Annotated in this window: 18 protein-coding genes and 1 pseudogene; 12 read left to right on the plus strand and 7 right to left on the minus strand. The window is 47.6% G+C overall.

Going from position 1 to position 21161, the window contains the following annotated elements; all coding sequences use genetic code 11:
• Positions 1-47: 47 nt before the first annotated feature.
• Together DUT67_RS10190 and DUT67_RS10195 are read left to right on the plus strand one after the other, a co-directional pair.
• Positions 48-1718: a VENN motif pre-toxin domain-containing protein gene (locus DUT67_RS10190; RefSeq protein WP_368350127.1), complete on the plus strand. Its 1671-nt coding sequence runs from the start codon at positions 48-50 to the stop codon at positions 1716-1718.
• A 9-nt stretch (positions 1719-1727) separates the two neighbouring features.
• Positions 1728-2090, plus strand: coding sequence for a hypothetical protein (locus DUT67_RS10195; protein WP_113628143.1), 363 nt, complete (start codon positions 1728-1730; stop codon positions 2088-2090).
• 62 nt (positions 2091-2152) lie between these two features.
• Here the strand turns inward: DUT67_RS10195 and DUT67_RS10200 are convergent.
• Positions 2153-2299, minus strand: a pseudogene (locus tag DUT67_RS10200) (SymE family type I addiction module toxin); the annotation flags it as partial.
• A 70-nt stretch (positions 2300-2369) separates the two neighbouring features.
• Between DUT67_RS10200 and DUT67_RS10205 the strand changes: the two are divergent.
• The 3 genes from DUT67_RS10205 (at position 2370) to DUT67_RS10215 (ending at position 5933) form a co-directional block, all read left to right on the plus strand.
• Positions 2370-3587, plus strand: coding sequence for a VENN motif pre-toxin domain-containing protein (locus tag DUT67_RS10205; RefSeq protein WP_368350128.1), 1218 nt, complete (start codon positions 2370-2372; stop codon positions 3585-3587).
• Positions 3588-4022: 435 nt separating this feature from the next.
• Positions 4023-5465, plus strand: a complete 1443-nt coding sequence (locus DUT67_RS10210; protein WP_368350129.1) for a VENN motif pre-toxin domain-containing protein — start codon at positions 4023-4025, stop codon at positions 5463-5465.
• A 78-nt stretch (positions 5466-5543) separates the two neighbouring features.
• Complete coding sequence (locus tag DUT67_RS10215) at positions 5544-5933, plus strand: contact-dependent growth inhibition system immunity protein (RefSeq protein WP_113628068.1); 390 nt, start codon at positions 5544-5546, stop codon at positions 5931-5933.
• A 44-nt stretch (positions 5934-5977) separates the two neighbouring features.
• Here DUT67_RS10215 and DUT67_RS10220 read toward each other — a convergent pair whose 3' ends face one another.
• The gene (locus tag DUT67_RS10220) at positions 5978-6121 is read right to left on the minus strand and encodes a SymE family type I addiction module toxin (protein WP_223254650.1); all 144 of its coding nucleotides are present in this window, start codon (positions 6119-6121) and stop codon (positions 5978-5980) included.
• A gap of 88 nt (positions 6122-6209) precedes the next feature.
• Between DUT67_RS10220 and DUT67_RS10225 the strand changes: the two genes are divergently transcribed.
• The 3 genes from DUT67_RS10225 to DUT67_RS10235 all read left to right on the plus strand — a co-directional run bounded on the left by DUT67_RS10225 (position 6210) and on the right by DUT67_RS10235 (position 9384).
• Positions 6210-6614, plus strand: a complete 405-nt coding sequence (locus DUT67_RS10225) for a DUF4279 domain-containing protein (protein ID WP_113628070.1) — start codon at positions 6210-6212, stop codon at positions 6612-6614.
• 337 nt (positions 6615-6951) lie between these two features.
• Positions 6952-7698 (plus strand): carbon-nitrogen hydrolase family protein, encoded by a 747-nt coding sequence (locus DUT67_RS10230; protein ID WP_113628071.1) that lies wholly within the window; start codon positions 6952-6954, stop codon positions 7696-7698.
• 564 nt (positions 7699-8262) lie between these two features.
• Positions 8263-9384 carry an ABC transporter substrate-binding protein gene (locus DUT67_RS10235; protein WP_048259997.1) on the plus strand — a complete coding sequence of 374 codons (1122 nt, stop codon included), beginning with the start codon at positions 8263-8265 and terminating at the stop codon, positions 9382-9384.
• 169 nt (positions 9385-9553) lie between these two features.
• Here the strand turns inward: DUT67_RS10235 and DUT67_RS10240 are convergent, their stop codons facing one another.
• The 3 genes from DUT67_RS10240 to DUT67_RS10250 all read right to left on the minus strand — a co-directional run bounded on the left by DUT67_RS10240 (position 9554) and on the right by DUT67_RS10250 (position 13061).
• A complete protein-coding gene (locus DUT67_RS10240; protein WP_113628072.1) occupies positions 9554-11260 on the minus strand; it encodes a pectate lyase in 1707 nt (568 codons plus the stop codon).
• Between the two features lie 99 nt (positions 11261-11359).
• Positions 11360-12112 (minus strand): oligogalacturonate-specific porin KdgM family protein, encoded by a 753-nt coding sequence (locus tag DUT67_RS10245; RefSeq protein ID WP_113628073.1) that lies wholly within the window; start codon positions 12110-12112, stop codon positions 11360-11362.
• 130 nt (positions 12113-12242) lie between these two features.
• Positions 12243-13061, minus strand: a complete 819-nt coding sequence (locus DUT67_RS10250; protein WP_113628074.1) for an oligogalacturonate-specific porin KdgM family protein — start codon at positions 13059-13061, stop codon at positions 12243-12245.
• 684 nt (positions 13062-13745) lie between these two features.
• Between DUT67_RS10250 and DUT67_RS10255 the strand changes: the two genes are divergently transcribed.
• Positions 13746-15497, plus strand: coding sequence for a type III effector HrpK domain-containing protein (locus tag DUT67_RS10255; RefSeq protein WP_113632960.1), 1752 nt, complete (start codon positions 13746-13748; stop codon positions 15495-15497).
• Between the two features lie 9 nt (positions 15498-15506).
• Here DUT67_RS10255 and DUT67_RS10260 read toward each other — a convergent pair whose 3' ends face one another.
• Complete coding sequence (locus DUT67_RS10260) at positions 15507-15683, minus strand: hypothetical protein (RefSeq protein WP_011093700.1); 177 nt, start codon at positions 15681-15683, stop codon at positions 15507-15509.
• A gap of 150 nt (positions 15684-15833) precedes the next feature.
• Between DUT67_RS10260 and DUT67_RS10265 the strand changes: the two genes are divergently transcribed.
• Positions 15834-16841, plus strand: coding sequence for a Gfo/Idh/MocA family protein (locus DUT67_RS10265; protein ID WP_113628076.1), 1008 nt, complete (start codon positions 15834-15836; stop codon positions 16839-16841).
• Positions 16842-16862: 21 nt separating this feature from the next.
• On the opposite strand, the gene DUT67_RS10270 is transcribed toward DUT67_RS10265, so the two are convergent.
• Entirely contained in the window at positions 16863-17759 is an 897-nt protein-coding gene (locus tag DUT67_RS10270) for a helix-turn-helix domain-containing protein (RefSeq protein WP_223254651.1), read from the minus strand.
• 143 nt (positions 17760-17902) lie between these two features.
• On the opposite strand from DUT67_RS10270, the gene DUT67_RS10275 reads away from it, so the two are divergent.
• Positions 17903-19231 (plus strand): glycoside-pentoside-hexuronide (GPH):cation symporter, encoded by a 1329-nt coding sequence (locus DUT67_RS10275; RefSeq protein ID WP_113632961.1) that lies wholly within the window; start codon positions 17903-17905, stop codon positions 19229-19231.
• A 103-nt stretch (positions 19232-19334) separates the two neighbouring features.
• Positions 19335-21026, plus strand: coding sequence for a glycoside hydrolase family 43 protein (locus tag DUT67_RS10280; protein WP_113632962.1), 1692 nt, complete (start codon positions 19335-19337; stop codon positions 21024-21026).
• The last annotated feature ends 135 nt before the right edge of the window (positions 21027-21161 follow it).

Genomic DNA, 21161 nt, shown 5'->3' on the forward strand with positions numbered 1-21161 from the left:
CATTGATGGACTATTGTGGAAAATAACATTTCAGTATGTAGCAAGGGATGACCGATAGTGACGAAAATCTACTACTGCGGGATACTGCGAAGCAGGTGCAGGATATCGCCACGCTGAGCCGTGATGTTGAGCACGCGAACAACGCGCTCAGCCCGATCTTTAACAAAGAGAAAGAGCAGAAACGCCTGAAGCAGGCGCAGCTGATTGGTGAAATCGGCGCGCAGGTGATGGATATCGTGCGCACGGAAGGCGAGCTGAAAGCGCAGAAAGCCGCGGAAGCGAAAGGTGATTCCAAAGTCGAACGTCCGAAAGACGGTGACTCGGTCGCGCAGTGGGAGGACTATAAAAAGGCGCTGACGGAATCGCCGACCTACAAGGCCGAGATGCAGAAATACGGCACGGGTAGCGACTTCCAGCGAGCGGCACAGGCGGCGACGGCGGCAATTCAGGCACTGGCGGGCGGGGATATCCAGAAAGCGATTGCCAGCGGCGCGTCACCGTATCTGGCACAGCTGGTGAAAGATGTCACGATGCCGAAAGATGAGAGCAAAGCCACAGCGTCCTATATTGCAGCAAACGCGATGGCGCATGCGGTGGTGGGTGCGGTGGTTGCACAACTGTCGGGTCAGGATGCGGCAGCGGGGGCGCTAGGTGCCTCCAGCGGTGAACTGGCCGCCCGTGCCATCATGGCCAAAGAATACCCCGGCAAAACGGCGAACGACCTGACGGAAGCGGAGAAACAGTCAGTTAGCGCGCTCTCGACACTGGCCGCGGGGCTGGTATCCGGCCTGGCAAGCAACAGCACCGCCTCCGCCGCCAGCGGCGCGCAGTCTGGGCGTAATGCGGTGGAGAATAACTTCCTCAGTACAGAGGAGAACCGTCAACGGCTAAGTGAAATGTCATTCTGTGGCAGTGATAGCGCCTGTAAAGACGGGGTGACGGAGAAGTTCAAGAAAATCTCCGACGAACAAATCAAGAGTGTTGAAAATTGTTCTAGCGTTGATGTTTGTGTTGTAAAAGCCAAAGAAATGGCGGAGTTGCAGGCAGATTATGGTCAGCGAATTGAGGAACTGGGGGAAAAACTTCGGGCCAATGGCCGCTTGAATGGTGCAGATCTTGAGGAGTGGACTTATCTGCACATTGTGACGCCTGCTCTGGAAGCTGGACGTTTAAAGGCCATACATAACGCACAGGCAGTGGGCGGTTCGGATGAAGCATCTCAGCTTGCAATTAATACGATTGCTCAAGCAGGGGCAACGAGTGCGGCAGGGATTATTGGAGCAGCAGGGAAAAGCACTAATAAAACAGAAAAGGCTGTTTCGGGCTCTTTAAGCGGTCAACCAACTAAATTACCGCCTAATGCTTCAGCGGAAAATATACGTTCATTGCAACGAGAAAATGAAGGAGCAGCGATTCTGTCCCAAAATGGCTACCATGTTGAGCAGAATCCTGTAACGCTTGGAGCTAAAAACCCAGACTATAAAATTAATGGAGAAATTTTTGATAATATTGCTCCTAAAACAAATTCAGTTCGTAATATTTACGATCGTGCTTTAGAGAAAGTGAATAGTGGTCAAACTAATAATGTCGTTATCAATTTGGCAGATACGAAAGCAAATGTTAGCGATTTGCAAAAACAATTTCATGATTGGCCTATAAAAGGGCTAGATAAAGTTATTGTTATTGACCAGTCTGGAAAACCAATAAAAATTAAGTAAGGTGCGTAAATGTCAATTGACATAACATGTTACACATCAATAGATATTGGTGAGTTGAAGGAAAGGCTAGATATGACGAGGAAACACACTGGTCATCTCTTTGATGGCCCATATCTTATGTTTGAGCCGCATGTGATTTTAAGCCGCCAACAACTTGAACTGATTGATGATCGTATAGAAAAGTACAATCAGGAAACTAAGTTATTAGTTGCTGAGGAATTTGGCCTAAAAGAACCAAAGTCCTATTTTTTAGTTGCGGTCAATAACAAATCCTTTCCCGATTTGAATACTTCTGAAATAGCAGATGTATTCAGACGAGAATTAGGGGAAGGGAATATTGTTGTACTTCTAAATGGTGAAGATCTAATTTAAATGGTGAGTTATCCCGGCCTTAGCGCCGGGATTCAGAACCGTAGTTCCGTCTCAATGACCAGTCACCCGCGCTCAACGGTGACAATCACCGGCTGTCCGGTCTTAAAGCCAAGCTCTTCCAGCCACTTGCCGCTGAGCTTGAGTTGCGGGCTGTGCGGTTTTTTACCGCCATTGGGGGCGTAACCGACAGTGTAATGCCGTTGGGACTCTTTTACTTCAGTTGCGCGGGGTAGCGATTTCCAGCGAGCGGCACAGGCGGCGACGGCAGCGATTCAGGCATTGGCAGGCGGGGATATCCAGAAAGCGATTGCCAGCGGCGCGTCACCGTATCTGGCACAGCTGGTGAAAGATGTCACGGAGAGCAAAGCCACAGCGTCCGATATTGCAGCAAACGCGATGGCGCATGCGGTGGTGGGTGCGGTGGTTGCACAACTGTCGGGTCAGGATGCGGCAGCGGGGGCGCTAGGTGCCTCCAGCGGTGAACTGGCCGCCCGTGCCATCATGGCCAAAGAATACCCCGGCAAAACGGCGAACGACCTGACGGAAGCGGAGAAACAGTCAGTCAGCGCACTCTCGACACTGGCTGCGGGGCTGGTATCCGGCCTGGCAAGCAACAGTACCGCCTCCGCCGCCAGCGGCGCACAGTCTGGTCGTAATGCGGTGGAGAATAACTTACTCGGCGCAACATCTTCAGACAAACTCGATGAGGCTGTTGAAAAAATTAAGAACGGTGATAAGACATTAGCGACCGCTAATGAGCTGATTAAGCTGGAAAACGCCGATAAGCGCAGTGATGCTCTGGTGGATAAATTTACCAGAGACCCTTCACAGATGAGTAGTGCTGATCAGGCTGAACTGGCGGGTTATCTGCGTGTTTATGCGTCTGAGATGGAGAAGGAGTATGGTTCCGCAGTTTCGCAGGAACTGGTTAAAGGTTTGCTCTCAGGACAGGATTACATGAAACGTAACCCTGACTCTGAAGCCATGTCTAAGGCACAGACCATCATGAACACTTGGGGCTATCACAAATCTAATGCCAGCATCGGCGATGCGCCTACCATATTCGTAGGCAGTGTGCTGGGTGTTACTGTGAAAGGTATGGCGGCTAATGCAGCAATTGGTGTGGGGGTTAATACAGGTGTTCAGCTTACCGGAAAAGATCCGTTCAGTTACGTTGATGCGATTATGGCAGGAGTAACAGCGGCAGCAACGACGGGGAAAGGTATTATAGCCTCAACACCTATCAACATGGGCGGCGCAGCAATTGGCAGCAGTATTAAGGGGGAAGATCCGACTAACGCTGTTGCAGGTGCTGGAGCAGGTACTGTTATTGGTGGTGTCGGAGGTGAAGTAATAAAAGGGGCCACCTCAAAACTTGGAAAAGATGCCATATCTGGTTTAACAGGTACAATTATCGGGGGCTACATCAGTGAGAAAACAGGAAATGCTGTAAAAGATACTCTCGATAAAAAGGATGATGCCAATGCTAAAAAATAGCCTTATCAGATTATCTAAGTTGATATTATGTTGCTTGGTTTTATTTTTAGTTGCTGATACAGCATCAGTACTTCTTACATCATTAATTATTTATTTTAAAAAGAATTTTTTTTCATTCAGTTGGCTGGACGTTTTTTCATCCTTTTTTGAATCAGGATATATTGGAGGCCTTATTTTAGGTGTCGGAATATGGATAAAGGTCATGCTAGAAGAACGTAAGGCCCGAAAAAAGCCAGCCAAATCATCCTATAACAAAACTCCCGGCCCCTAAAAAGGCCGAGATTTTTTCAGTCATTCAGCCACTATACGAATCAGCAGTTGACCTTTCTCAACGGTGGTGACTACGGGTGTATTGGTCCCAAATCCTGCGGCTTCTAGCCGTGCAGACTGGGGCTTCGGCTGTAATAGCGCGTTATATCGTTGCCGTCGGCGCTGATGGCGTTGGGTAACAGTGGCAATGCATCCAGCACCACCTATGCGGCGGTGAGTGACGGCAGCCTGCTGTTGCGGGACACGGCGAAGCAGGTGCAGGATATCGCCACGCTGAGCCGTGATGTTGAGCACGCGAACAACGCGCTCAGCCCGATCTTTAACAAAGAGAAAGAGCAGAAACGCCTGAAGCAGGCGCAGCTGATTGGTGAAATCGGCGCGCAGGTGATGGATATCGTGCGCACGGAAGGCGAGCTGAAAGCGCAGAAAGCCGCGGAAGCGAAAGGTGATTCCAAAGTCGAACGTCCGAAAGACGGTGACTCGGTCGCGCAGTGGGAGGACTATAAAAAGGCGCTGACGGAATCGCCGACCTACAAGGCCGAGATGCAGAAATACGGCACGGGTAGCGACTTCCAGCGAGCGGCACAGGCAGCGACGGCGGCAATTCAGGCACTGGCGGGCGGGGATATCCAGAAAGCGATTGCCAGCGGCGCGTCACCGTATCTGGCACAGTTGGTGAAAGATGTCACGATGCCGAAAGATGAGAGCAAAGCCACAGCGTCCGATATCGCAGCAAATGCGATGGCGCATGCAGTGGTGGGGGCAGTGGTTGCACAACTGTCGGGTCAGGATGCGGCAGCGGGGGCGCTAGGTGCCTCCAGCGGTGAACTGGCCGCCCGTGCCATCATGGCCAAAGAATACCCCGGCAAAACGGCGAACGACCTGACGGAAGCGGAGAAACAGTCAGTTAGCGCGCTCTCGACACTGGCTGCGGGGCTGGTATCCGGCCTGGCAAGCAACAGCACCGCCTCCGCCGCCAGCGGCGCACAGTCAGGGCGTAATGCGGTTGAGAATAACTTATTCGGCAAGGCGTTGGTTGAAGGATGTGCGATAGCAGCACCATGCCGAACTAAGGTAGCGGAGCAGTTACTTGAAATCGGCGTGAAAGCGGGCATTACCGGTATTGTTGTGAAGGAAATCGCGGATAACCTCTCGGCGGAGGAACTGGAGCATCTCGTCAGACTGAAAATGATGGGCAATGATGAGATTACCGTGAAGTACCTGAACTCGCTTCAGGATAAATACGGTTCTGAAAATGCTTCCAATCCGAATCTAGGTAAGGATCTGACTAACGAGCAAAAAGCGGAGCTGGGTGGTACAGGTTCAGGAACTGGTAATCCACCTCCGCCAGAAAATGATCCTAAACAGCAGAATGATAAACCTGTTCAAAAACTCAATCAGAAGCAGGAAAGTGCTGTTAAGAAGATCGATAATTTGATTAAAAACTCGATTAAAGATCATGATATCACCGGTACGCTGAAAGATATGGATAGCAATCCAGTAATAAAGCCTGATGGTAGTGGTAAGTATTGGAACCATATGAAGGAAATGAACGATACTCTTAATGGTCTTAGAAATCATGCTAATACACATAAAAAATGTCAATAATTCTGAGGCGCAGGCAGCTTACGGAAGAGCAACTGATGCTATTAACAAACTTGAGTCAGCGATAAAGGGACACGGAATATGACAACATTTAGAGAGTTATTACTGATTAGTAATAGTAATTATGAGCTGAATGAAAATTCATCTTTGGATGAATGGTTTAGTAGTATTATAGATATTCCTCTTGATGAATTAGAAGTTGGTGATGTTGCTCGGGCAATAAGGCAAGATCTGTTCTTAGCCGATGTTTTGCCAAAAGCTGAAACTATTTTAAAGCAAGATCCTTTGGCTGGAGAGGATTATGACGGGCAATTAATATCGTCTATATCTTCTTTAAATAGTGATGAGATAAAAGTTGCATTACCTTGCTTTCGGAGAATTAGTTGTTTTTTAAATCAATTGGATCAAAATAACTTTGATAGTCAGATAGTTATGGATATAGAGAAAATAGAAAAGCTATCCAAGCCTTAAATAACATAAACCCCGGCCCCTAAAAAGGCCGGAATTTTTGTCTGTCATTCAGCCACAGGCCGTATCACCAGTTGCTCCTGTTCAACGGTGATGACGACCGAGGTATCGGTCGCAAATCCCGCCGCCTCCAGCCAGTTGCCCTGAACGTGCCGTCGGCGCTTATGGCGTTGGGTAACAGTGGCAATCAAAGATAATAGGCAATTGTGGATTTTTAGAAAGGGTGGGTAAGGCGAAGGTATCCCGACTGGAGAATTTATTAATAAGTAAGGAAGTTATATGGATAAGACAACAGTAAGAGCAGAGTTTTCCATTTGTGGAGATGTTTTTGAACCCGAAGAGATAACTGCATTATTACAGATAGAGCCTATGGAAGTTCATCGAAAAGGTATTATTAGCGGGACGAGAAAAAGGCCAAGCTCGGAGACTAGTTGGTCAATTTTTACAGAGAAAGAAGAATCCTATGATGTGGATGAGCAAACAAGGAAATTGCTGTATTTATTAAGGTGCAAAATTGATTCCTTGCAAGAAATAAAAGAGAAGTATGATGTTGCTTTCATTTTTTCTCTTTTAATAGAAGTAGAGGATGGGGAGAAGCCATCTATATATTGGTCAGCAGAAACGAACCATTTCTTGGGGCGTATTGGGGCCGAAAGTTCTATTGATTTATATATTTATAGCTAAACTAAATGCAAATTTCAGAATCGCAGCTCCGTTTCAATGATCTGTCGCCGCGCTCAACCTGGATGTCAATGAGCATTGCCTGCTGTCTTCTTTTGATGATGCGAGAAAATATCTGGAAAGTGACGTTTTCCACGGCTGTGAACTGGGGCCTTGCAGAATATTTGCAGTGTATTCGGTGCCGTTTTTTCCTTCGTGAAACACAGATTTTTTGTCATTTATTTAAACGCAGGGATCATTTAAATCCCCTGTCGCTATAAAAATTTCATATTTTCCATTATTGATATTACGTGATATAAATTCCATGTAATATTATTCTCTATAAGAAAAAGGCATCATAATGAAAATTTGCGTCGCTCAACTTGAATCAGCCCCCGGTAATGTCGATGAGAATATTAAAAGGCATCAGAGCATGATTATTACAGCGGCGAAAAATTCTGTTGATATTATCTTCTTTCCTGAGCTTTCATTAAGTGGCTATGAACCCTCACTCGCTGAAAATTTAGCATTGCCATCTGAGGGGGGTAATTTTGATATCTTTCAGTCTATGAGTGATGAATATAGTATTTCTATTGCGGTAGGTTATCCCGTAAAATTTAGCGATGAAATAAAGATAACGATGATGGTTTTTCAACCTGAAAAAGAGACGTTATTTTATTCAAAGCAGTTACTTCATCCTGATGAAATGCCTTTTTTTAAGCAAGGCATGCAACAAACGACGGTTAGTATTGAAGGGAAGTTGATTGTACCTGCAATATGTTATGAGTCTTTGCAGCCGATTCATGCTCTTGAGGCCGCAAACTTGGGTGCCGATCTTTATGCTACAAGTGTGGCAAAATCGCCTAATGGCGTTATGCAGGCTTATGCGCATTATCCTGCGATCGCCAAGAAGCATGGGATGTTTGTCCTGATGGCGAATGCGGTGGGTCATGCTGATAATTTTATCTGTGCAGGGCAGTCGGCGATTTGGGATCGTGAGGGAAAACTTCTAATACAAGCTGATGCGACACAAGAAGCTTTGCTTATTCTGGATACTGAAACCGATAAGGTAACGATAATTGAGAAGAATAATTTATCCCAGTCCTGATAGCTATTATGCAGATAATAACGGCCATATATTATTTGCTGCTGAGTATATAAATCCCCAACGTTAATCGAGTGGTAATTATTTGCAGTCTTTTTTTAGTGGCTGAAATAGTAAGTGATTTCAACTATAATGTTATTATATTTGTATGATTTCAAAGTGAAACTATACAATACTTAATTATTATAAAAACCAAATGATTTCATTCTTCCCCCTATGGATTCCCACCCCTCACTATTTAGTTCTCACTGAATAGAACAATAGCCTCTCTTATCCATTCAATATTTTTAACTATATCGTTCGCTTTTTCTTCGTATGCATTTTTATTTAATCCTGTAAACTCACGACTTAATTCCATAGCGGAAATGTGGATATTGGCCTTTGCGCGGAAGATATTATAACGAAGGCTCATACTTTTTTATTTCGACTTTGTTTTGGCGATCTCATCGCCGCTCCAATCCTGCGCGTCGCGTACTCACGATTCGCTGGTCACACCGTTGCCGTTTCAACGGCTGATATCTGTTGTTTGTCGGCACGGGTTTTATTCATTAAGTGAAGGAAATCACAATGCAATACACTGGGAAGTACCTGAAGAAAACAGTGCTGATGTTGGCCATGATGGCCGGTCTCAGCGTCGGACAAAGTCAGGCGGGCGTCGAAATTGAGACGCGTTCGCTGGATCAAATCTATCAGAGTGCGTTGAGAGAAGGTGGTACGGTCACGGTCTATGCCGGTGGTGACGTGCAGTCGCAGCAGACTGGCTTCAAGAATGCATTTGAGACACGTTTTCCTGGCATGAAACTGAATGTGATTGTCGATTACAGCAAATATCATGATGCCCGTATCGATAACCAGCTGGCGACCGACACCCTGATTCCTGATGTGGTGCAGTTGCAAACGGTGCAGAATTTCCCGCGCTGGAAAAAGGAAGGCGTGCTGCTGAATTACAAGGCTCGGGGCTGGGACAAAATCTACCCAGAGTTTCGTGATGCGGATGGTGCCTGGACTGGCGCCTATGTCATTGCATTCAGCAATCTGGTCAATACCCAGCTTTTGGATGAAAAATCCTGGCCGCGCGAAGTCAATGACTACCTTCGTCCCAATCTGAGGGGCAATTTGATTCTGGCCTATCCTAACGACGATGATGCGGTGTTGTTCTGGTACAAACTGGCTGTAGATAAATACGGCTGGGATTTTGTTAAAAAATTGCAGGAACAGGATCCCGTCTACGTACGTGGCACCAACGTGCCCGGTGCTGAGATCGCGACAGGAAAATACAGCGCAACGTTTACCAGTTCCGGCGCACTCGTTCCGGCAGCCGATGCTGTAACCCGCTTTGTTCTGCCGAAGTCCGATCCGTTTGTCTCTTGGGCGCAACGTGCAGCCATCTTCAAACAGGCTAAACACCCAGAAAGCGCCAAGCTGTATCTGAGCTGGGTACTGGATCCGCAAACGCAGACTCAGGTCTCACGTATGTGGTCAGTACGTACCGATGTTGAGCCGCCAGTGGGTTACAAGCATATCTGGGAATACCGTAACACGCGTCCTCAGGCTTTTGCTGATTTCATGTACGACCGTGGTGCGGTAGAACGTTTTCGCGCACAGCTGAGCTTGTATGTGGGTGAAGCCAAAGGAGAACCAACGCCGGGCTGGCTCGGTGTGCACCCAGAAGTCCCGCTGGTTAACTAACACCTGAAATTATTGCGTCAACTTATGCTGGTCACATCAATAGTGGCCAGCATTACGTTATATAAGTGCACCGTGTAATGGTTATTTTGTTCTGTGAATGGTTGAGTGGGATAAGTAAGAGGGATTGCCAATGGCAGCGAACCACCATTGGCGTGTTGAAGATTAATGCTTATTTCTTGTTGTTGGGTTTGAGTGTTTCACCAACGTTCAGCAGGAAGAGTTCATTATCACGAGTGGACACGCGCGTTGAACCGTCTTCCATGCGGTAGCCGCCTTCGGTAAAGCCTGCGCCATTCAAGAACGGGGCAACGGACTGTGGCTGATTACGCACCGCCGCTTCCAGCGCTAACAGGGCATAAGGCTCGATGGTATCGACGTCGGCATACTGTCTGTTGGGATCGGCCATGAAGAAGCCATTTTTATAACGTGTGGTGATAATGTTATCGCCCACTTTTTCCGCCAGCGACAAATAGTCTTTCACTTTGCTCGCCTGATACAGATCCAGCAGCGCGAACAGGGCATAGGGATCGTTGTTCTTGGTGGCGAGATCAACTTTGACGTCTTTACCCGGTGCTGAACCTAATTCACCCAGCCCCTGTGCGCCAGCGATACCACGTGCAACACGCCACAGCTCGGCGTCCGGTGAAACGGTATAGGCGCGAGCATACGAAAGCAGGAACGAATTATCCGCAGCATAAGGCTTGAGCACGGTGCCTTTTTTACCGTAATAGCCGTCACGCGGCAGAACGTAGTTGGAAAGATCTTTGCCGTTAGCCAGCATCGGACGGAACGTGTTGTCGGATTCGTTGTAGGCATATTTGGCAAAGGCTTTCAGGCCGTCGGTTGTCCACGTCAGCAACTCTTTACCTTCCGCACCTAAATCTTTGCCCAGTTGAATCTGCATGAGCGCGTTTTCAGAATAGATCGTGCTGGTGCGTCCTTTCAGCATCATATTGCCTTCCAACGCGGTCGGGCCGAACTCTGGGCCAAACTGACGTTGGGCGCGATCGCCGTATTTGGAATGTGTATCCGCATCATCGGTGGTTTCATCGCGTTTCAGCGCTTGCGTAAACTGGTACACGCCAAGGCCGGTAGCCTTATCCCGTGGTAGCACATACTGCTGCGCCAAACGTTTTGCCCAGACCAGCGCGCCATCTTCCTTATTGTATTTATACAGCAGTGATGCGGAATAGATCAGATCGTTACCCGCATTCAGGAAGCTGAGGCCCTTGGTGGCGAAGAAGGGCGGCTGTTGTTCGAACGGGCTTTGCCAGAGTGCACCTATTTTTTGCCCGTATTTACCGTGGCGACTGGTTTCCATAATCTTCCAGTCATAAACGTGCGCATTCCAGAAACCACGAATAAAGCGTGCGGTCGCGTCTTTATCAACGCTAAACATCAAATCGTAGTAGGGATAGGCATTTTTCAGCTCATGCACCATCTCTTTTTCGCTCGGACCTTCCGGTTGCAGCGTTTTTAAGTCAACAAAGCGGTGGCCGCCCCAAATCAGCAGACCGCTCTCATCCTGATAATGCTGAAAATGGTACTTCACAATCGCTTCGGCACGCTGCTTATAGCTGGCATTACCGCTCAGATTGCTGAGACCAACCAGCACGCGCATCAGGTTCTGCTGAGCGGAGAAGTTGGATAATACGGCCTGACGACCATCAGGGAAGATCCACTCCATCTGTTTGCCAGTACGCGGATCGACACCGTCAGCAAGTAGTGGTGTAGGTGATTGACCGTGATAATGGTCACCGGCTTTCGCCAGCACGTTGTCAACATACTGATTGACGATGGTGAGACGGTCCGGTGTAGCCGCGCTGGCCTGTAAAGCGACCAGCCCCGCAAGGAGCGACAGCGCAAATCTTTTCATATTATCTACCTGTAACGAGTGTGAATCCGTAGCTGTAATAAAGGGATCCCGTTTGATTAACAGGATCCCCGAGAAACATTGCGTAGCAGTAAGTCGGCGTTAGAACGTATAGGTAAATCCGACTTTGCCTTTGCCTTCACGTGATTTCACATCACGCCCGCTGGCGACATCTTCAACGCCAACGTGTGCCGTCCAGTTGTCGTTGATGGTGTAAGACAGGTCAAAGTCCTGCTGATAGTCATGCTTTTTGTTGTTTTGCAGCACGTAATCCGCGTGATAGTAGTAAGCGGTGTACGCCAGCGTGAAGTTATCAAAGCCTTTGTAGGCAACGCCTGCTTCATAACGGTGACGGTGGGTGTCATCATCCGTGCTGGTACGCTTGCTGCGAGTGATTTTTCTGAGGTCATAGCGATATTGCGCATGAAGATCCGTCTTATCCGTCACAGCCCAGGTCAGTTTTAACCCCGGCGTATAGCGTGCACCGGAAGTTTGACTATCGCCGATGTTACCCACTGTACCTTCACCGCTGGTGCCGCCGGAATAGAAGCGGGCTTCCAGATTGGGCGTCAGTGTTAATTCAGGCGTTAAGCTGTAGGCATAGCCAGTATAAAAAGCATAAGAATTCGAGACGACATCATCGATGGTCAGATCTTTATTCTTATTATAAAAATTCAGCTCAACGCCGACGTACAGGCCATTATCCATAAAATGTCGCATGCCGACTTCATCACCATGATAGCGATTCATTGTTCCCCAACTATGTTCATAGCTGAGTTTGGTATCAGAAGCCGAGGCGGAAATAGCATAAATTTGGGCAAAGAGAATACCGGCCACAAGGTAGCGTTTTTTCATTATGGGCACCATTAATATTGGTCGTTAATTATGAAAACTGTGCGCTGATAGACAAAATTCATTCATGACTTTATTTTTCATCAACGCGATACGAAATACAGCGTATTTACTTTATAAAACTCTGCATTTCTTAGAAAACGTAGTTGAAACCAACTTTGATTTTCCCCTGACGGCTTGATGATGTGCTGGATTGGCTAATATCATCATACTCAATGTAAGGAGTTAGCTGTTTGTTTAACTTATATTGAACTTTGAACTGATGCTCATAGTCCGTTTTACCGTTGTCATAGACGGCGTATTCTCTTTCTGTGAATTCACCCTTGCTATATTTATACGATTTGGTGGTGTTATCACCGATATAGTAGTTAAAGACGTAAGTTAAATTAATATTATCAAACCCAGAATAGGTTACCCCTGCATCCAGACGGTGGCGCCCGGTGTCAGATTTTGATAAATAAGATTCCCCTGCGTAACCATATTTGTCTGACGTGGAAATGATCGAATAACGTGAACTACGAGTCGGTTTTTTATATTCGTAGCGATAGCGGCCATAAGTGGACCAGTCACTGTTGATTCGGTAGTTATATTTTAGCCCCGGCTGATACATCATGGAGGCGTTCCCGATGGAGAACTCGAAGCTAGGTGTTAAGGTTGCGGCCTTGCTTAGCTTGAAGTCTTTACCAATCACCATGCCGCCTGAGCCGCCTTGCATATCGTCATAGGCGACGTCGTAGTTGCTGTTCCCGCCCGCAGACGTACTGAATTTGACTTCGTATGACCAGCCGTTTGTTTTCTTGTGAATGAGCTTGATGGAATCTGAGTGGCGGCGGTCTTCCGTCTTCCAGTTATGTTCATATTGGAAGGTGGTTTTGCCATCGGTTTCTGCCTGGGCAAGAAAAGGGGCGAATCCGGCACAAACGATGAGTAGGTTACGTGTGTATATTTTCATTCTATCTTTCTCTTTTTTGAATAAATAATATTTTTGGCGAGTGCAGTCTCTATCTTTAAAACCAGACAGTTGATGTAATTTTTTGGGCGTAAAAATAGAATCACCAGGAATGATGATGACGCCATTAATAATGTCAGACAGGGCGTTTTCCCTGGTAAATCAGGATCTATTAATTCATCGGTTACCCCTTATATACGGCCTTGCTTATGCCTATTTCAATCAGCGAAATGGCTTATGCTGATGAGTGAGTGTCGAACATTTCTACCTTTTACTGGTCAATCTAATTAATCAGTAAACTTGATAATTAGGCTGTGTGGCATTATGGTGAAAAGGAAACGCTGTTTCATTTATGTGGATCACACATTTGGTTACTCTTTGAAATTTTTTGTAATCATTTGGTCTGATTATTGTAAGGGAAAGGAGTGGATGTCATGGAGATCGTTGTTGTCAGGCTGAGTGATGCCCGAAAATATTTTTCTGGAAGTGACGTTCCTATAAAACGAATAAATAACCGACAGCCATCAAATATCCCGGAATATTTTTAGGGAACCCACTGCATTTTTACGCCACTCATATCTAGCTATCTCCGTCATGCTGCGGCCAGCACGTTCGCAGGCCTTTCTGTGCTCGAATGACGCGGGACATCCGTTTATTAAGCCTGATAACAGCAGAATGGGGACGTTGATGATCAACCGTATTGAAAGCAAAGGCAGTTGGGGAAACGCCACGCCGGCATATGGCACAGAAGCCAATAGACAACATGGGCAACATGCAGCATTGCCCGCTGCGCAGTCGGGTTCGCGTTCAATCGATTTTGGCGATGCGTTGCCGAGCGTGCCGCTGGTTCCTTCTGATGTGAGAACGACGGTACCGGTGCGCGCATTGCCCCCCATGCAGATTGCAGATAGCTCACTGATTGCGGAGCCGAAACCTCTCGTCGATCTTCAGGCGATCGATAGCTCTGAACACAGCAACGCGAAAGCACTGGAAAAGTGGTCGACACTGCTGAGCGATCTGCCGGAAAACGAACGCGAGAAGGCGGCGAAGGAACTGAACCGCCCGCTAGCCGCAGCGAAAATGCTACAGGATGGCGGGGTAAACGCGGAAAAAGCACTGATCTATCTGCGTGAAAATCCTGCCATCTATACGGCGATGGATACGGCAAAAGATGGTGGCAGAGCCGACGGACATATCTCAAATCGCGATACCAAATCTTTTACTAAAGACATGGAACGGCGCGCCAGCGATGCCAGTCACGCCGTGAAGGAATACCAGGCTAAAAATCCGGCAGCCGATGCACAATCGCTGCGATTAGTGCAATCTTCGGCGCTTTTGCTGGCTAATGAACCCCTGCTTAATGCTGCCGATCCCAAAAAATCCTACACGGATTCTCCCCCACAACAGAACGATCGCACCAGCACGTTGGCCGATCTGAATGCGATCATGACTCATAACCCGACGCTGTCACCTCAGCTTAAAGCCGCCGCCAAACTGTGGTCGAATCCGGGATTATTCGGGATCCTGGAACATGCTGATGTTAAAGGGGAGAAACTGGCGCGTGTCTCGCACGATGGCAAACTGATGATGAAGGACATGAAAAGCTGGATTCGTGAACAGGCCCCGACAAACCGTAAGGAAGCGGCGGATACGCTGCACAATGCGGCAGCATTGGGGCTGGCAGCGAAAACCGATATCAGCAAGCTGAATGACGCTATTTTTACCCAACCGCAGCAATACAGCGGGGCGCAAAAATCGGCGACGCTGGTCAAACTGCAACAGACGCTGGAACAGGTGGTCGCAGGGCGAGAATACCGGAACACGGAAGAAACGGAGAAGGTGCTGAATCAACGTATTGAGGCGCTACAGAAAGACGATGATGTTATGCAACATTTTGAGCGAGCGGTACCGCGAGAGATTAACACCATTTTACTGTCCGACCCGTTGTTAGCGCAGGCGGCGATGAGCCAACGTTTTTCAGCGGTGTCACCAACCGCATCGCGATCTGTTGGGCTGGATACTTCACTTTCGGCTTCGTCTCACGTAGGTTCGGAAGCAAAAAGCGATGCACGGGCGGTGAAAGATGTCGGACGCAGCGTGATGGATTTTGCTAAATCGTCGCTGCATGCAGAGGATTTAACCAAGGCAGCGGGGAGCAAAACGGCCATTGGGCTGGCGGGTAAAGCGGGTGCGGCGATTGCCGGGAAAGTAGTCGGCGCTATTGCCGGTGAAGCCGCGGGTGCAGCGGCCGCCTCTGCCGTTGGCGCTGCCGCAGGCCCAGTCGGTTGGGCTGTGAGCGGGGCACTCAGTATCGGTATGGGGATTGCGGAGTTGGTAAATTTCTTCAACGCCAAAAGCAAACTCAAACATCGGCGGGAGGATTTTGCCAAGACGGTTAACCCCGCGCTGGAACAGTTCAATATCCCCAAACCGCGCTAAAACGTCAGCTTAAATCTCAAAACCGGGTGCAACTTCTTTCACCGGCTTTTTGCACGCTTCTGGCTTTGGTTGATTCGCAGGCAGGTTTTTGCAGTCTGGGGCAAAAGGATTCAACGCATCGCGATTCAGATAGAGCACAAACAGGATCAGAATGAGGAGGGGGATCAGAATACGTTTTCTTTTCATGGTTATCTTTCTTGGTTGCATTGCAGAAAATGTAGGGATATGTCAAAAAAACAGGAAAAATTCTAACGCGTTGTTCGGCTTTTGTCTTTAGCTAGTCCCGTTTCCACTCTATTGTAGTGATTCGGCATAGCGAGATCGGCAGAGGTGAAGATGAAGAAGATTCGGTTTGCAGCGATTGGATTAGCTCACAACCACATTTATGACATGTGTCAGCAGCTCATTGATGCTGGTGCTGAGCTGGTTGGCGTATTCGAATCTGACCTAGATAATCGGGCAAAATTTACCTCGCTTTTCCCTTCCGTTCCTTTTGCCGCTTCTGCGGAACAGCTGATTACCGATGCGTCTATCGATCTCATCGCCTGTGCGGTGATTCCCTGTGACAGGGCCGAGCTGGCGCTGCGCACGCTGGATGCGGGCAAGGATTTTTTCACGGCCAAACCGCCGCTGACCACGTTGGAACAGTTGGATGCCGTTCAACGTAGGGTAGCGGAAACTGGCCGCAAGTTTTCCGTGTACTTTAATGAACGCATCAATGTGGATAGCGCACTGTTTGCCGGTGAATTGGTGCAACGGGGCGAAATTGGGCGAGTGATTCAGACTATTGGCGTCGGTCCACATCGTGAACGCGGCGCGCGGCCTGACTGGTTTTATCAAAAGCGTCAGTACGGCGGGATCCTCTGCGATATCGGCATCCATCAAATCGAACAGTTTCTCTATTTTACCGGCAACACCGATGCGCGCGTGGTAACCAGCCAGACGGCGAATTATCACCACCCGCACCACCCCGAATTTGAGGATTTTGGCGATGCGATGCTGCTGGGCGACAATGGAGCCACGGGCTATTTTCGCTGTGATTGGTTTACGCCGGATGGGTTGAGCGTCTGGGGCGACGGTCGGCTGACCATTTTGGGAACGGAAGGCTATATCGAAATCAGGAAATATGTCGATCTCACGCGTGGTGAAAGCAATGTCGTTTATCTGGTGAATGGCAAGAGTGAACAGCGCTTTACCCCCGCTGGTAGCGTCGAACGCACTTTTTTCCCCGATTTTCTGCGTGACTGCCGTGAGCGCACCGAAAGCGCTATGTCTCAGTCGCATATCTTCAAGGCAACAGCGCTGTCGATTCTGGCGCAGCAGGCCGCGAAGAAGATCGCCTGACGATCGCACGACCGCTGTTTATCAATCCGGCAGACACGGCGTCATTTGAACGGGGGCGGCCAAATTTTGTGATGCCCAGATCCTGTGTCGGAAGGTGGCTGGGCTACAGCCCATGACGATTTTAAATTTCATGCAAAAATACGCGCTGTCCGTAAAACCCGCATTCTCAGCAATATCTGCAATTTTTAACTCCGTCGAGGAAAGTAACCGGATGGCGTGTTTTATTTTCTTTAATAGCATGTACTTTTTAAAGGTCATGCCAAAGTAACTTTTAAAGAGTCGAGAAAAATAGGACTTTGACCAGCCGCAGGCGGCAGAAGCCTCCGCTGTGGTGATCTCCGACTCCGTGCTGTTTTCCAGGCTGTACAGATATTTTATCAGGGTTGATGCGCTGGATGTAACATCGTGGCTGCTTTTATTTTCCTCCTGACTATCAAAAGAAAATACCAACTCAATAAATGAAGCTAATAATTTCGTTATCAAGAGTGAGGACTTATTGTGGATAAATAACTCATTGCACCAGGAAAGCAGTGTATCAATTCTCGCTGCATTTTTTTCATCAATATGGAAGACAAGCGGCTTTGACTTTTTTAGCGAGGAAATTGATGGGTTAGTGTCGTTGATGAAATCAGCTTCGAACTGAAATAAATAGCGAAGATGATCTGATTGAGGCGATAGAAACATATCGTGAATGACGAGGGCAGGGACGAAGATGAGCGTATTGTCTTTTATTTTATACTGGTCGTCGTTAATGGAAAATAAACCTTCTGCTCTTCTGAACCACATAATTTCATTCATGAAGTGATAGTGGGGGATAACATCACAGCCGTTAAATTTCAGAATGTCATCCTCCACCAGCGTATAAAGCTCCCCAGTTAAAACGGGAATGATTTCGTAAATGGGATGTTCGTCACTCATAGGGTTCACTTTCATTATATATTTATCTTTTTTTTATACATATCTCCCCGATGAAAATCAATAACCTGATTTTGAGGATGAGAGAGTAAGCCTACTCCGAGTCCAAAAAGGGTTGAACTCTGTCAAATTGATGTGGGGGAGTTATGTCTGATTCTGCAATAAGTATTAAAGAAAAAATAGGGTATGGATTAGGGGACACGGCCTGTAATTTGGTCTGGCAGACGGTGATGTTGTTTATGGCGTATTTTTACACCGATGTCTTCGGCCTATCGCCGGCTCATATGGGAACGATGTTTTTAGTGGTTCGGGCGATTGATGCGGTTATTGACGTCGGTATCGGTGCTCTGGCGGATAGAACGAGAACGCGGTTTGGCCAGTTCAGGCCGTATATTCTCTGGTTTGCTATTCCGTTTGGCGTGGTTTGCACATTGACGTTTTATACGCCTGATTTCAGTTACACCGGGAAACTGATTTACGCTTATGCGTCTTACCTGCTGTTGTCCATCGTCTACAGCGCCATTAACGTGCCGTACTGCGCGATGATTAACAATATCAGTAACGATTCCCGCCAGCGGGTTTCTCTCCAGTCGTGGCGGTTTTCGCTCAGCGCTATCGGCGGGTTGATCGTCTCTATCTCCGCGTTGCCTCTGGTAAAATACATTGGTAAAGGCAATATTCAGGAAGGCTACTTCTATACCATGATGGTATTTAGTGCACTGAGCGTTGTGTTCTTTTACCTCTGTTTCTCAAACACCCGCGAGCGATATATTTCCCCGATAGAACAAAATTCTGGATCTGTTTGGCGTGATTTTAAAGCGCTATGTGGGAATCGTGACTGGCGTAGCATGTTCACCTTAAATGTCGTCAACCTGATTGCGGTGTTATTCAAAGGTGGCAGCACGATCTATTACTGTAACTACGTATTAAAACGCCCGGATATCAGCACGTATTTATTAACAGCCGCGATTGTTTCTGGAATCATTGGTGCATTCATTTCATCATCCGTATTCAAAAATATTGACAAGGTAAAAGGGTTTAAATATGCCATGTTTCTGGAGGCGATTTTACTGACGGTTATTTACCTCCTCTCACCCGATATACTCTGGTTGATTTTCAGTGTTGTCATGGTGGTGAATGTTATTCAGGGTGCTGCAACGCCATTGCAATGGGGCATGATATCTGATGTGGTTGACGTGTTGGAAAAAGAAAGCGGTAGGAAATTAAGTGGCATTGTTTTTTCCACTAATTTGTTTGCCATTAAATTAGGCATCGCGCTGGGCGGTGCATGCATTGGTTGGTTGTTAGCCTGGAGTGGTTATATTGGCGGCGTGCCAATTCAGCCAGAAAAAGCCGTCAATACCGTCGCGCTCCTGTTTTCTATTTATCCCGCGATATTGGTTTTTAGTCTGGTGATTATCATTAATCATTATACCTTGAATGATGCCAGACTTGAGGCAATAACGAAAACCTGAAAATAAATCATCCTGTAAATGAAAACCCACAAATAGCATTGGCTATGCAGATAATGCTGTCTGACGAAATGTAATTAAAGAATAGGTTATAACGGAGTGCCTTATGATAAAAAATCCCATTTTTAAAGGATTCAATCCCGATCCGTCTATTTGTCGCCATAATAATGATTATTACGTTGCCGTTTCCTCTTTTGAGTGGTTTCCTGGGATACCGATTTACCATTCTACTGACTTAAAAAATTGGACGTTGCATACCCATGTTTTGAGTGATGAAAAGACAGTCGATTTAACGCGCCTGCCTTCAGCAAAGGGCATTTGGGCACCGTGCCTCACCTGGTGTGAGGAGGAACAACTTTTTTACGTCATTTACGGCGTGATGAATTCAATGCATGGCCGATATTTCGATGTAGACAATTATCTGATTACGGCACCGGACATCACGGGTCCCTGGAGTGAGCCCGTCTATTTGCATTCAGGTGGTTATGATGCCTCCATTTTGCATGACGATGACGGGCGGAAATGGATTGTGGCCGTCGATTGGGAAACGCGCGATGGCTACAACGGCGCGATTTCTCTGGTGGAATATTCACCAGAAACGCAGGCAGTCATCGGCTACCCGAAACGAATCTGGGCGGGGATGACGGGGATTGGTGCGGAAGGGCCGCATCTGACAAAGCGGGGCCGTTACTATTACCTGATGTGCGCGGAAGGCGGGACGGGCTACGGGCATTGCGTGACGATGGCGCGCGCGGAACAGGTCTGGGGCCCTTATGAAAGCGATGCAGGTAACCCGATTCTCACGTCGGTGAATCCAGCGCTATTTGAAAAGAATAACGCGGAATATGAGAAGCCCGATTTTTCTATCTTGGGTGTGAAAGACTATCTGCGGCCAGAGTGTTTTAACCCAGCGGTGCAAATACAAAAAGCAGGCCATGGCAGCTATGTCGAAACGCCCGAAGGCGAGGTGTATTTGGTCCATCTCTGCGCGCGACCTTTCCAGCCAGAATTATGCTGCCCTTTAGGGCGCGAATCGGCAATACAGAAAATGTGCTGGACGGCGGATGGCTGGATGCGGTTAGAAGGGGATGACAACATCGCAAAAGCCGTCGTCGAACCGAGCGCCTTGCCTGAATCGCTGTCATTCGTGACGCCTGCGCGTGATGATTTTAATGAGGATACGCTCGCCCTGCATTACTACGCTCCGCGCATTCATCCACATTCATTTACCGACCTGACGAGCCGGGCAAGCCATGTCTGTTTACGCGGGCAGGAGTCGTTGAGTTCCACGAATAAAGTCAGCGTGCTGGCTAGAAAATTGACCTCTGTTTACACGACAGTGAAAACTAAAATGTGCTTTACCCCAGAGGTGTTTCAGCATAGTGCAGGGTTAGTGTTGTATTACGACAACATGAACTATCTCTATTTACAAAAACACTATTTACAAAAGCACGATGACGAAGGAAATCAGTGTGCGGCACTTTCCGTTATCCACATGGAAAATGGCGCGAAGCGGGAAGACTGGCACGCCAGTGCACGGCTTACTGCCGATGCGGTGTATTTACGGCTGACGATTGAAGGGCGGTCGATTTCCTTCGCCTGGTCGTATGACGATGTACATTATGAACCGGTCGGAAAAGTCTATGAAACGATCAAATTCTCGGATGAATACAGCCAGCATGGTGAATTTACTGGGTCGTTTGTCGGGATCGCCTGCGTAGACAGCGTATTGCACCAGCATACTGCCGCGTTTGATTTCTTCGATTATCAGGCGGATGAAATCCGAGACGTTGAATAAATTTAGTCAGGGGGAAACGTGGGGAGCGACGACTGTCTACGCGTTAACCCATAACAATTTATCTATAACAACCGTGCTCCGCGATAGCGCACGGTTGTTCCTTTTCTGTGCATGATAATGAAGCGAACTTATTTA

The sequence above is a fragment of the Pectobacterium peruviense genome, assembly GCF_003312355.2.
GTDB classification, from domain to species: domain Bacteria; phylum Pseudomonadota; class Gammaproteobacteria; order Enterobacterales; family Enterobacteriaceae; genus Pectobacterium; species Pectobacterium peruviense.

Excerpts from the sequence above, each read along its gene's own strand:
- DUT67_RS10190 (WP_368350127.1), top strand. The coding sequence starts at position 48 with ATGACCGATAGTGACGAAAATCTACTACTGCGGGATACTGCGAAGCAG.
- DUT67_RS10195 (WP_113628143.1), top strand. The coding sequence starts at position 1,728 with ATGTCAATTGACATAACATGTTACACATCAATAGATATTGGTGAGTTG.
- DUT67_RS10210 (WP_368350129.1), top strand. The coding sequence starts at position 4,023 with ATGGCGTTGGGTAACAGTGGCAATGCATCCAGCACCACCTATGCGGCG.
- DUT67_RS10215 (WP_113628068.1), top strand. The coding sequence starts at position 5,544 with ATGACAACATTTAGAGAGTTATTACTGATTAGTAATAGTAATTATGAG.
- DUT67_RS10225 (WP_113628070.1), top strand. The coding sequence starts at position 6,210 with ATGGATAAGACAACAGTAAGAGCAGAGTTTTCCATTTGTGGAGATGTT.
- DUT67_RS10230 (WP_113628071.1), top strand. The coding sequence starts at position 6,952 with ATGAAAATTTGCGTCGCTCAACTTGAATCAGCCCCCGGTAATGTCGAT.
- DUT67_RS10235 (WP_048259997.1), top strand. The coding sequence starts at position 8,263 with ATGCAATACACTGGGAAGTACCTGAAGAAAACAGTGCTGATGTTGGCC.
- DUT67_RS10240 (WP_113628072.1), bottom strand. The coding sequence starts at position 11,260 with ATGAAAAGATTTGCGCTGTCGCTCCTTGCGGGGCTGGTCGCTTTACAG.
- DUT67_RS10245 (WP_113628073.1), bottom strand. The coding sequence starts at position 12,112 with ATGAAAAAACGCTACCTTGTGGCCGGTATTCTCTTTGCCCAAATTTAT.
- DUT67_RS10250 (WP_113628074.1), bottom strand. The coding sequence starts at position 13,061 with ATGAAAATATACACACGTAACCTACTCATCGTTTGTGCCGGATTCGCC.
- DUT67_RS10255 (WP_113632960.1), top strand. The coding sequence starts at position 13,746 with ATGATCAACCGTATTGAAAGCAAAGGCAGTTGGGGAAACGCCACGCCG.
- DUT67_RS10260 (WP_011093700.1), bottom strand. The coding sequence starts at position 15,683 with ATGAAAAGAAAACGTATTCTGATCCCCCTCCTCATTCTGATCCTGTTT.
- DUT67_RS10265 (WP_113628076.1), top strand. The coding sequence starts at position 15,834 with ATGAAGAAGATTCGGTTTGCAGCGATTGGATTAGCTCACAACCACATT.
- DUT67_RS10270 (WP_223254651.1), bottom strand. The coding sequence starts at position 17,759 with ATGAGTGACGAACATCCCATTTACGAAATCATTCCCGTTTTAACTGGG.
- DUT67_RS10275 (WP_113632961.1), top strand. The coding sequence starts at position 17,903 with ATGTCTGATTCTGCAATAAGTATTAAAGAAAAAATAGGGTATGGATTA.
- DUT67_RS10280 (WP_113632962.1), top strand. The coding sequence starts at position 19,335 with ATGATAAAAAATCCCATTTTTAAAGGATTCAATCCCGATCCGTCTATT.